Annotated in this window: 11 protein-coding genes; 10 read left to right on the top strand and 1 reads right to left on the bottom strand. The window is 39.4% G+C overall.

Annotated features, from left to right (window positions below; translation table 11 throughout):
- Positions 1-512: 512 nt before the first annotated feature.
- The 7 genes from ACQCT8_RS05295 to ACQCT8_RS05265 all read left to right on the top strand — a co-directional run bounded on the left by ACQCT8_RS05295 (position 513) and on the right by ACQCT8_RS05265 (position 6,659).
- Entirely contained in the window at positions 513-746 is a 234-nt protein-coding gene (locus ACQCT8_RS05295) for a YozE family protein (protein ID WP_426869117.1), read from the top strand.
- 50 nt (positions 747-796) lie between these two features.
- The gene (locus ACQCT8_RS05290) at positions 797-1,567 is read left to right on the top strand and encodes a sporulation protein (protein ID WP_426869115.1); all 771 of its coding nucleotides are present in this window, start codon (positions 797-799) and stop codon (positions 1,565-1,567) included.
- Between the two features lie 69 nt (positions 1,568-1,636).
- Positions 1,637-2,341, top strand: a complete 705-nt coding sequence (gene deoD, locus ACQCT8_RS05285) for a purine-nucleoside phosphorylase (protein ID WP_426869113.1) — start codon at positions 1,637-1,639, stop codon at positions 2,339-2,341.
- Positions 2,342-2,509: 168 nt separating this feature from the next.
- Positions 2,510-4,060, top strand: a complete 1,551-nt coding sequence (locus ACQCT8_RS05280; RefSeq protein ID WP_426869111.1) for a S41 family peptidase — start codon at positions 2,510-2,512, stop codon at positions 4,058-4,060.
- 226 nt (positions 4,061-4,286) lie between these two features.
- Positions 4,287-5,207 (top strand): CobW family GTP-binding protein, encoded by a 921-nt coding sequence (locus ACQCT8_RS05275; protein WP_426869109.1) that lies wholly within the window; start codon positions 4,287-4,289, stop codon positions 5,205-5,207.
- Positions 5,164-5,493, top strand: coding sequence for a hypothetical protein (locus tag ACQCT8_RS05270; protein WP_426869107.1), 330 nt, complete (start codon positions 5,164-5,166; stop codon positions 5,491-5,493). The genes ACQCT8_RS05275 and ACQCT8_RS05270 overlap by 44 nt, the downstream gene beginning before the upstream one ends.
- Positions 5,494-5,804: 311 nt before the next feature.
- The gene (locus tag ACQCT8_RS05265) at positions 5,805-6,659 is read left to right on the top strand and encodes a CAP domain-containing protein (protein ID WP_426869105.1); all 855 of its coding nucleotides are present in this window, start codon (positions 5,805-5,807) and stop codon (positions 6,657-6,659) included.
- A gap of 53 nt (positions 6,660-6,712) precedes the next feature.
- On the opposite strand, the gene ACQCT8_RS05260 is transcribed toward ACQCT8_RS05265, so the two are convergent.
- The gene (locus ACQCT8_RS05260) at positions 6,713-7,339 is read right to left on the bottom strand and encodes a glycerol-3-phosphate acyltransferase (protein WP_426869103.1); all 627 of its coding nucleotides are present in this window, start codon (positions 7,337-7,339) and stop codon (positions 6,713-6,715) included.
- Positions 7,340-7,455: 116 nt separating this feature from the next.
- Here ACQCT8_RS05260 and ACQCT8_RS05255 point away from each other — a divergent pair, with 116 nt between their 5' ends.
- From ACQCT8_RS05255 to ACQCT8_RS05245, 3 genes are read left to right on the top strand one after another with little or no spacing between them, the layout of a single operon-like run.
- Positions 7,456-8,964 carry a spore germination protein gene (locus ACQCT8_RS05255; protein ID WP_426869101.1) on the top strand — a complete coding sequence of 503 codons (1,509 nt, stop codon included), beginning with the start codon at positions 7,456-7,458 and terminating at the stop codon, positions 8,962-8,964.
- A complete protein-coding gene (locus ACQCT8_RS05250) occupies positions 8,948-10,042 on the top strand; it encodes a GerAB/ArcD/ProY family transporter (RefSeq protein WP_426869099.1) in 1,095 nt (364 codons plus the stop codon). Before ACQCT8_RS05255 ends, ACQCT8_RS05250 begins: the two co-directional genes overlap by 17 nt.
- Positions 10,039-11,142 carry a Ger(x)C family spore germination protein gene (locus ACQCT8_RS05245; protein ID WP_426869097.1) on the top strand — a complete coding sequence of 368 codons (1,104 nt, stop codon included), beginning with the start codon at positions 10,039-10,041 and terminating at the stop codon, positions 11,140-11,142. The genes ACQCT8_RS05250 and ACQCT8_RS05245 overlap by 4 nt, the downstream gene beginning before the upstream one ends.
- Positions 11,143-11,178: the final 36 nt, after the last annotated feature.

The raw sequence follows: 11,178 nt of genomic DNA, 5'->3' as shown, positions 1-11,178 counted from the left end.
TTTTGAAGTTTGATTTCCAAGTCTAGGGGCAAAACAACTTGATTCATGTTATAATCTTTAAACATAAGGACACCTCCGGTGGTTTTTGTTGTGGTGACTTTAATTTTACCAGAGGTTGTCCTTATCTATTATAAAAAATTTAATACATCCAAATAAAAAATGCCCTCATGAGCTACTAAAGTTCATGAGGGCATTCTCGTTTATTCAGCTGAGTTTTGTCCCAGCCTCTTTTTTAATTTGTCTGCTGTCATCTACGGGACAGTGGTTAAATACGGCAGGGAGGAAGTCTGTCTCCATTCAATTTTCCATTCAATTTTCCATTCGATTTAATCCACCGGTCTTTTGTTTTTTAACGACCTGAATTATACTAATGAATCAGATGCCGCTGAACCGAAACCATGATCCAGAGCATCGGCAAAAAAACAAAAGGTTATCATCCTGCCTTACAGGGTAGAAATCAATTAAATTGTAATGAAACAAAAATACAATCCTGACAGAAAGAGGAGAAAAAAATGAACCGATCTTTTTACCATTTTGCTATGAAATACAGAGAGCCGCAGCCTATATCTGAACAAAGTAAGCTGGCAAATGCAATGTACGATGACCTGGATTTTCCAAAAATGTCCGAAGATTATCATGAATTAAGTAATTATATCGAACTTACAGAAATTTACAACGATAAGATTTCCATTTTTGATCAAATGTGGGAAGAGTATAAGATTGAAATAAAATTAGAATTGGGCTAGCTTAATACTTAGTAGCAACTCCGAATACAAAAAAGAAAGGGGGAAAATCTTTGTCATTACTTAATAAGGCCTTGGCTTCCATCGGCATAGGTTCATTGAAAATTGACAGCAGACTATCTAAACCTTCTTTTCGTATAGGAGAAACCGTAGATGGGAAAGTACTGATCAAAGGGGGTTCGGTAGAACAGGAGATCGATGCAATCTATTTATGTCTGATCACTGACTATCTAAGAAACTCCAACAATAAGGCATATAAAGACCAGACGGTTATCAAAAGAGTAAAGGTTTCAGAACCGTTTACTGTACTGGAAAACGAAATTATTGAAATTCCTTTCAGCTTTGTCTTGCCGATGCTGACACCGATTACTGCAAATGGAACGAGCATCTGGATTAAAACAGAAGCAGGAATTAAAAATGCTAAAGATCCGACTGACAGGGATTTAATTATCATTAAGCCATCTCTTTTCTTAACTGACATGATGAACGCTGTGCTCTCATTAGGCTTTACTCTCGATTATTCCAGATGCCATGAAGCACCTGAGAGATATAAGAAAACGCAGCAATATATTCAATGCTTTTACTTTAAGCCACTTGAAGGAAAATGGCAGGATATGGACAATATCGAAATTGTATTTTTTGCTGAATCCGCAGACACGTATGATCTTTTTATAGAGGTTAATAATAAAGTGAATGACAGTGTAAAAAAGGAACTTTATCTGCATCCAGAGTCGATCTTTTATTTAAGAATCAGACAGGAAGATGTTCATGAAATTCCCAATAAAATTCTGCAGCTTATGAAGCAGTCCCATCAGCTTGATTAATAGTTGAAATCGTTTTAAAAAAACGCTACAATTGGTTAGCTGGAAAAGGAATTTAAGGAGGAAACAAACATGAGCATCCATATTGGAGCTAAAAAAGGTGAGATAGCTGAAACGGTATTATTGCCGGGAGATCCACTACGTGCAAAATACATAGCTGAAACTTTTTTGGAAGATGTAACCTGCTATAATGAAGTGCGTAATATGTTCGGATACACTGGAACATATAAAGGAAAACGAATCTCTGTACAAGGTACAGGAATGGGTGTTCCTTCCATTTCAATTTACGCTAACGAATTAATCGAGCAGTATGATGTGCAGAATTTAATCCGTGTAGGAACATGCGGAGCTATTCAAAAGGACGTAAAAGTTCGTGACGTCATTCTCGCTATGACTGCTTCAACCGATTCAAATATGAATCAGCGCACGTTCAACGGAGTTGATTATGCACCAGCTGCTAACTTTAATCTGTTAAAAAATGCTTATGATGCAGGTATTGAAAAAGGATTGAATTTAAAAGTTGGAAATGTCTTCACTGCAGATATTTTTTACGATGACAACGCCGAGCATGAAAAATGGGCAAAGTATGGCATTTTGGCTGTTGAAATGGAAACATCTGCTCTTTATACGCTGGCTGCTAAGTTTGACCGTAAAGCGTTGTCCGTACTGACCGTCAGCGACCACATTTTAACAGGTGAAGCAACCTCATCAGAAGAGCGTCAGCTAACCTTCAATGACATGATCGTCGTAGCTTTGGACGCGGCAATTGCTGAATAGGATTTAACCGTTTAGCCAGTGAAAAGGTTGACTGCATAGACAGTCAGCCTTTTATTTTCTATTAATGAGGGAAGTAAGAGCCAATAGGCTTTTACTTACAGTTTAAAAACTGATAAGATATAAGAGATTATTAATAAGGGTATTGCTGAATGAGAAAGTGGTGATTCGATGGATAAAGATCCAAATGAGCAACAGCAAAACAATGAGAATAATGAAATACAGAAAGAACAGAAGGATAATTCCTCGAAATTTGTTAATATTAAAAAATTTAATTTTGTTATGCTGCTTTTTTTCACGGTCTTAGCGACTGCAGGCATTTCAATCTTTGCTCTTTCATTCGGCGATGAAAAGGCAGTAACGGTGGGTGTCCCTGAGCGCCCTGAATTTACTAAGCTTTATGATGCATATGATTCTATCAATAATGAGTATTTTATGGATATTGAAGAAGACGATTTGGTAAATGGCGCAATTAACGGTATGCTTGAAGCGCTTGATGATCCATACTCTGATTATATGAATCAGCAGGAAGCAGCTCAGTTTAATGAAAATATTTCCTCCAGCTTTCAAGGAATTGGTGCGGAAATTCAGTCGTTAAACGATGTTATAACAGTTGTTTCTCCTATAAAAGGATCCCCTGCTGAAGAGGCCGGTATTCTGCCTAACGATCAAATTCTGGCTGTGGACAGTGAGAGCATTCAGGGTATGAGTGCAAACGAAGCCGTCCTGCTGATCCGTGGAGAAAAGGGCAGCGAGGTCACCCTAACCATTCAGCGTCCTGGTATGCAGGAGACGATGGAGATCAGTATTACTAGAGATGACATTCCGATCGATACTGTATACTACGAGATGGATGAAGATAATATTGGACTTATCCAATTAACTAGTTTTTCTGAAAATACCTATGAAGAACTGACAGCTGCCATCCAGGAGCTTGAAGAACAAGGGATGGAAGCGATGGTGCTTGATATGCGTCAAAACCCGGGCGGATTACTTCCTCAGGCTATATCCATTGCGAATTTGTTTGTGCCTGAAGGCGAAACCATTGTTCAGATCGAAGAGAAGAGTGGAGAAAAACAGGTCATTGAAGCACAGGCAGGCGAAAAGCTTGATATTCCGACATCCGTTATAATTGACGAAGGAAGTGCGAGCGCTTCGGAGATCGTAGCAGCTGCTTTAAATGAAACCGCCGGAATTCCTTTATTTGGACAAACTTCATTTGGTAAAGGAACAGTTCAGACTGCTGAGGAGTTCAGTGATCAATCTAATATGAAGATCACGACAGCAAGATGGCTTACACCGGAAGGAAACTGGATTCATGAAGATGGGATCGAGCCGACGACGGAAGTGAGTCTACCTGACTATGCATTTCTTCCATTTTTAGAAGTTGATGTAGATCTGGAAGAGTCTATGCTTTCAGAGCAGGTCGAAACAGCGGAAGAAATGCTGCAGGCGGTAGGATATGAACCAGGTGATGTTGATGGACTGTTTGACGAAGATACTGTATCAGCAGTTGAATCTTTTCAAGAAGAAAATGAGCTTGAGGTAACGGGCACCATTAATAATGATACAGCCAACCTCTTAATTACAGCTTTACGTGAAGAACTTGAAGAAAATGATCCTCAAGTAGAAGAAGCCAGCGAGTATTTAATTGAAGAAGCTGAGATCAATTCGGAAGAAGCTGAGAATGAAGAAGAAGATGAAGATGAAGATTCTGCCTAATTCAACACAGCTGCCTGTTGATAGTATGAGGTGAGCGGAGCAGAAGAAGGCGAGTCCTGCAGGATATGACGGTTGCTTGAGACCCCGCAATGCAAAGCTTGAGAAGAGCTCAGCGCCGTCCCTGCGGAAAGCGTCCGTTTGAAGCGAAGTGAACCGATCGTAGAGCTTGAGACACTTTTGTCCCAGGCTCTTTTTTTACATCACTTTTTGAAAAGGAGCGAACTCAATGACTCATAACAAAAAGTCAGTTTATTTAATCTCTGGCTTTCTTGGGAGCGGCAAAACCAGTTTATTAAAGCAGTTGATTAAGATACATAAGGAAGATCAGCTTACACCTGCCATCCTCATGAACGAAATCGGAAGTGTTTCAATTGATTCAAATGAAGTGGATGACGAACTGCCTTTGGCTGAACTGCTTGACGGATGTATTTGCTGCACGATTCAAGACAAGCTGGAATCACAGCTGCAGGAATTATTGTTTAATCAGAAATTTGATTCAATCATTATTGAAACAACTGGAGCTGCTCATCCCGTTCAGGTTATTGATGCAGTTATGTCACCGCTGTTTGCACATGCTTTTGATTTTAAAGGGATTATCACGGTTGTAGATGCGCTGCAATGGACAAAAAAGGGAGAATATTCCCCGCAAGTCCTGCAGCTGATGAGAGAACAAATTAAACATGCTTCTTTACTTTTGCTAAATAAAATTGATCTTGTCGATGAAATGAGTCAGGGGCTCATTGTAAATGAGCTGCAGTCGATCAATTCAACATGTAAATTACTCATGACAAATCAATCAAGAATTTCCCGCCAGGCACTCGATCATATGCTCCCAGTCCCATTTGATGATGTAAAGAAGGTGAGAGTGAAGAAAGAGTTATCTCTTCAGGCGATTGTACATACCTTTAAAGGAGAAATGAATCAGGAGGATTTTGAAGAGTGGGTTCGTACTGTGGAAGGTACAGTTTATCGAATGAAAGGATATGTGCCATTTTCGAGTCAAAAATATCCGATGCTGTTTCAATATTCTTATGGCATGCCACTGTATTTTCAAGAAGATATGTCAATGCCAAAAAACCTCGTCATTATAGGAGAAGGTCTCGATGAAGCTGCATTATCAGAACGGCTCAGAAGTATGGAGTCCTGAAGGAGAGGTGAATAAGATGAAGCCGTCATCCGAACAACTGCTGGAAGCATACGAGTCTCTTTGGAATAACAGGATCTTTGATCGGAATCTATCTGCACGGGAAATCACTGCTTCAGCTATTAAACGGGAACTGAAAGATGAACTAACCCATCCGAGAGTCAGAGTAGAACCTGATCACAAGTTTTATCAGGCGATTGAAAGAATTGTTTATTCCGCTCTAAGCAGAGATGAAAAAGTTGCTTTAATTCAATTATATACAGTCATATTAAATGACATCACAGAGTAGCCGACGTTACATTTTTGACATATTTGTAACGAATTATGGCTTTTTAAAAACCTGTCAATAGGTAATTTAAAGTAATATCTAGAGTCAATTCTAAAAATAACCGTCTAACCCTAATTTCATCTTATTTTAGAAGAAAAAGGTAAACTCTTATAAAACAAGGAGTTTACCTTTTTTGTTTTACATAATCTTCTATTCTGTTGAAATTAATAGAGTAGACCATCAGATTTCCAGAATGAACCACAAATATTACAAAAAAAGAATGATAGGATGAAATTGTCGAAAAGACAACAACTTTAAAGGAGGAAGTTCACATGAAAGGTAAATCACTTATTATTTCAGGAGCTGCAGCGATTGCACTTCTAGTATCACCGGCTGCTTCTCAGGCATCCAGTGCGGATGTTCAACAAACACCTCAAAAGCATCAAAATATAGAAGTTCTAACAAAGTTGGTTTCACAAAACTTGCAATCTGGAAATCTTCAGGATTTTTCAGGTCAAATTGACTGGGAAAAAATAAATGCAGAACTAAATAAATATAATATTTCTTTAAATGAATTAAATGGAGCTCCAGCTCAAGCTGAGCAGCCTGCTGAAAAAGAGGCAGAAGAAAAAGAAGCCCCAGCTGCTCCTGCTCCGGAAAAACAGTCTGAAGCACCAAAAGCTGAGCAGCCTGCAGAGCAGGAAAATGCAGAAGCACCACAAGAGGAAGCTCCAGCACAGCCAGCTGAAGAACAACCGGCAGCTGAAGTTCAGGATAATGAACAAGCTGATCAGCAAGAAGCTTCACCTGTCTCTGATTTTGAACAGCAGGTCGTGGATTTAACTAATGCAGAACGCAGTAAAGAAGGTCTTCCTGCACTTGAGCTAGACGTAGAACTAAGCAAAGTGGCAGACGACAAATCATTGGACATGCAGCAAAACCAATACTTCTCTCACACAAGTCCAACACACGGTTCACCATTTGACATGATGAAAGCATATGGCATTGAGTACAGCAGTGCCGGAGAAAACATTGCAATGGGTCAGCGTTCACCTGAAGAAGTCGTTCAAGCGTGGATGAATAGTGAAGGCCACCGTAAAAACATTATGAGTTCTTCTTTCACTCATATCGGAGTTGGCCATGTTGAAGAAGGCAACTACTGGACTCAAATGTTTATCAGTAAATAAGTAAACGAACAGAGCATGAAAGGGAGAGGCGGTCCAAATTGGACCGCCTCTTTTTAACTTGCTTTTTTCTTGTTCATTAAGCTCGACAGCCGTGTCTCTTCATGTTTTCTTAAACGCGAGTAATTTTCCATATGTTTGATGGTGCTGATCATCCATACAGCAAAAACGCAGATTACCGGAATCAGCGGATAGTCAAACAGTAAGGTCAAAATAAAAAATGCTGCGTACATAACTGTCACACCAATTACAAGATAATCGGTCGTAAACGTCACAATAAGTAATAAAGAAATAGATATAAGTGCTATACGCCAGTCCAATACGAACAAAACCCCTACAATGGATGCTGTCCCTTTACCGCCACTAAATTTCATTTGGAATGGAAAGATATGTCCAAGCACGACGAATACTGCATTAACAAATAATAAGGACAAGAAAATTTCATTTGTTTCTACATTTGAATACATCAGCCGGATAAGTAAAACAGACCCAATTCCTTTTCCGATATCAATTAAAGCAACCAGTATTCCGAACTTCCAGCCTAAAACGATCGTAGCATTCGATGCACCGGAATTTTTCACTCCGCTTTCTTTTAAATCTGTTTTTTTCAAAAATCCAGCAAACTGGGATCCATGGAAACAACCAATTAAGTAGCCAATGGATGCTGTAATAATCCAATCCATACACAACCTCCTCTTTCCCATTATTTAGTAAGAAGCGTAATTTTGCAACGCTATTTTGCATGAAATGGATAAATATTCTCCATACTATTGTTAGCGAAGATCAGGAGGTGTTGTAAGTGGATCAGGATAAGAATTATTTGAAAATACCGGAACAAAAAGTTAATGAATATGAAAATACACAGAACTTATTTGAAGACTTATCTTTTTTCCTTGGCAACACTGAGGATTTTTCTAAACGTCCTCTTTCCTACGATGAAGGGGAAGCGATCTGTGTGTATATGAGCACGCTGCTTGACGGAGAAAAGCTTGAAAAATCAATTGAGTGGTTCCAACGTTCTTTATGGGAAGTGGGGGAGATTACCACCACTTTAAATATTCAAAGCGTTCCGGCAGATGAAACCATTAATCAAGTGGGGCTCAGGCTTATCAAAGGGCAGGCTCTTATATGGGTAAAAAAAGAGAGTGGGTGGGAAGGAGTCTCTATAGACAGTCCCATTGACCATTACCGAGCCATCCAGGAACCGAAAAATGAACAGATTGTCCGCGGGTCTCATGCCGGTTTTAATGAGAGCCTGCTCACCAATATCCATCAAATACGCACTAAAATCCGTTCCCAGCACTTAGTTATCCGATATCTCACAATCGGAAAAGAAGCCAATACCACCTGTGTCCTAATTTATTTAAATAATGTCGTGAATCAGATGAACGTAGAAGAATATATTATGAGGCTTCAGGCTGTGGACAGTGATATTGCGTTTAGCATCGGCTATCTTGAGGAATTCATTGAAGACGACAGCTGGTCGCCGTTTCCACAGTTTTTGAATACAGAGAGGCCTGACCGTGTAGTTGCAAATATTAGTGAAGGCAGAATCGCTATGATGATTGAAGGGTCTCCCACTGCCTTACTTGCCCCTATGAATTTCTTTGCTTTTTATCAGTCTCCTGATGATTACAATGGCCGTTTTTTAGTCGGCTCATTTTATCGTCTGCTTCGTTTGGGAAGCTTTTTATTGGCTCTATTGCTGCCGGCATTTTATATAGCGATCATTAGCTTTCACTTCGAAGTGATTCCGGATGAACTGGCGCTTCCTGCTAAAAGAGCAGTGGAGGGAATTCCATACTCTCCACTGATTGAGGCGCTTATTTTAGAGTTAACCATTGAACTAATCAGGGAAGCGGGGATTAGGCTTCCAAACCCCATCGGTCAGACTATTGGTATCGTGGGCGGACTTGTCATTGGGGATGCGGTAGTAAACGCTGGGCTTATATCCAATTTAATGATCATTGTTGTTGCGCTAACAGCCATTTCTTCCTTTGTCGTGCCTTCAGTGGAGATGAATACAACTGTAAGGATTCTGCGCTTTCCTTTTATGATTCTTGCATCCATGTTTGGTTTTTTCGGCATTGCGATCATGGGAACAGTTCTTATTATTCATTTAATCAAACTTGAATCATTGCGATCACCTTATCTTTCACCAATTGCACCATTTCATTTGAAGGGAGCTAAGGATATGTTTATCCGCTTGCCTTCATATTTGCAAAATACCCGATCAGCAGATGCTAATCCTGTAAACAAAAGAAGACAGGGCTATAGCAGGTGGTGGAAAAATGAACGCGAAAAATGAAATCACAGGCTGGCAGCTCTTTTTTCTTATCGTGCAAACTCAAGTCGGTGTTGGCATTTTGTCAATGCCAAGTGATATTGGAAAGGTCGCCTACCAGGATGCCTGGATTTCGATGATGCTGGCAGGCGTTTTAGTGCAAATCATTATTTTAATGTATATTTTCCTTTTGTCCCGGTTTCCCGAAGATACGTATTTTGGAATTGTAAATTTGTGTTTTGGTACTATACTTGGAAAGATTATCATGACCACATATCTTGTCTACTTTCTTGGTGTGCTCATTGCCTCCATGACAAGCTTTCATCACATTATTGCTACATGGATTTTCACCGATACACCTAAATGGGTAATTATGCTGCTCTTCTCTATTCCTGCGGTTTATATGGCCAGAGAAAACATCGTCCTGATCGCCAGGTTTAAAATGTTAATCTCTTTTATGCTGCCTATTTTAATTATTGTGCTGGCGTGGGTATACATTCAGCCGCAATTTTTATATTTGCTGCCAATAGGCGGCTCAGGATTAAACGCAATAATAGCTGGAATAAAGCCCGCCATTTTTGCTTTAATGGGATTTGAAGCATTTTTGTTTTTTGCTTTTTATGTTAAAACAGACCGGAAAAAAGAGCTGAGAAAAGGAGCGCTTGCCACTGCCTTTGTGACTGCGTTTTATGTATTTACCATTATCACAACACAGGTTTTCTTTTATATAAAAGAAATTATCGTTGTGCCTTATCCGGTTCTTTACATCATGAAAGCATTAAAATTCACGATCCTTGAAAGAATTGATTTAGTCTTTATTACGGTTTGGATGGTGATTGCGTTATCTTCATTTATCAGCTTTTTATTTATTGCGGGGAACACAATGGAACAATTATTGTCCAAACAGAAGCATACCAAAATGGTGTATATCATCATGGTGATGGCATTTTTCGGGGCGCTCATCCCGACTTCGATGCTTGAGATGAAAAAATTTATGGAAGTATTACTTCCCTCTTCTCTCGTATTCACTGTCGCAATTCCTTTTTTGGTCATGATTGTTTCCCTCTTTAAAAAACCATCTCAAAAGGAGAAATCAGCATGAAGAAAACATTCCTGCTTCTTTTATGCAGCGCTGCGGTTTTACTTTCTTCCTGCTGGGATGAACGCTTGCTGAAGGATTTGCAGCTTGTTTATACAGTTGGATATGACGTTGGAGAAAACGGCGATGTTGACGTTACTTCTGTTGTGCCTCCTTTGGATCCAGCAAACTTAAATGGCACGGTAACATTTAAAACCGGGCATACGTTAAGGGATGCGAGATATAATGCAGATTTAAATGTGTCAGAGCACATTGATTACAGCAAACTTCAGATTATGCTTCTTGGAGATGAATTGGCTAGACAGGATATTTACTCATTTTTAGATGTACTCTACCGAAATTCCCGCAATAATTTAAACGCCCGTATGGCTATTGTGGAGGGGTCTGCATCTAAGTTGCTGTTTAAGCCGGTAACCTCTCAAAAAAGCATATCAGAATACTATACTGGGTTGGTGGAAAGTGCTGAGTTAATCAGTGTTCTGCCAAAGGTTAGTCTTCAAACAGCCTGCACACTTATATTTGATCCAGGAGGAGATCTTTATCTTCCTTATATATCTTATGATGAAGAGATGCAGCGATCGGAAGTAAAAGGATTGGCTCTTTTTAGTGAAAAAAGATTCACAGGCGAAATTCTTGATCCAAGTTTAAGTGCGCTCTTTACGCTTATCAACAGCAGGCAGGGAGATATTGTTCGTTTTACCAGAAAATATTCTGAAAACGAAACACCTGAGATTGCAAATTATATGACAGTCGAACCCCATAGTTCAGACGTTTCCATTAAAGTGAAAGGGGACCAGCAGCTTTCCGCTCATATCTCTGTAAAGATGCAGGTAAATATCGTTGAGTATTCCCCAAATCATATTATGGCAGAAAATAAAATTCCAGATATCGAAAAATGGTGGGAAAAAGAATTGAAAAAAGATGCTGAAGAAATGATTCAGATCATGCAAAAGGCAAAATCGGATGTTTTAGGCATCGGCAGAAGAGTTTCTGCTTTCCATCCTGAGCAGTGGGATGAAAAGACATGGAAGGATATGTATGCAGACATGCCTTTTGAAGTTGATTTTGAAGTAGAGGTTGTCGGAACAGGAATTATTGATTGATTCAAAAAAAGCTCATGAAACCCACTCTACTGGGTT

It is taken from the genome of Jeotgalibacillus proteolyticus, from assembly GCF_050107735.1.
GTDB lineage: Bacteria > Bacillota > Bacilli > Bacillales > Jeotgalibacillaceae > Jeotgalibacillus > Jeotgalibacillus proteolyticus_A.
This window is presented reverse-complemented; position numbering and strand designations above follow the sequence as displayed.

Bases quoted from the DNA above. Each gene is read 5' to 3' on its own strand.
- ACQCT8_RS05265 (WP_426869105.1), top strand. From the start codon at position 5,805: ATGAAAGGTAAATCACTTATTATTTCAGGAGCTGCAGCGATTGCACTT.
- ACQCT8_RS05275 (WP_426869109.1), top strand. From the start codon at position 4,287: ATGACTCATAACAAAAAGTCAGTTTATTTAATCTCTGGCTTTCTTGGG.
- ACQCT8_RS05245 (WP_426869097.1), top strand. From the start codon at position 10,039: ATGAAGAAAACATTCCTGCTTCTTTTATGCAGCGCTGCGGTTTTACTT.
- deoD (WP_426869113.1), top strand. From the start codon at position 1,637: ATGAGCATCCATATTGGAGCTAAAAAAGGTGAGATAGCTGAAACGGTA.
- ACQCT8_RS05295 (WP_426869117.1), top strand. From the start codon at position 513: ATGAACCGATCTTTTTACCATTTTGCTATGAAATACAGAGAGCCGCAG.
- ACQCT8_RS05270 (WP_426869107.1), top strand. From the start codon at position 5,164: ATGAAGCTGCATTATCAGAACGGCTCAGAAGTATGGAGTCCTGAAGGA.
- ACQCT8_RS05280 (WP_426869111.1), top strand. From the start codon at position 2,510: ATGGATAAAGATCCAAATGAGCAACAGCAAAACAATGAGAATAATGAA.
- ACQCT8_RS05250 (WP_426869099.1), top strand. From the start codon at position 8,948: ATGAACGCGAAAAATGAAATCACAGGCTGGCAGCTCTTTTTTCTTATC.
- ACQCT8_RS05260 (WP_426869103.1), bottom strand. From the start codon at position 7,339: ATGGATTGGATTATTACAGCATCCATTGGCTACTTAATTGGTTGTTTC.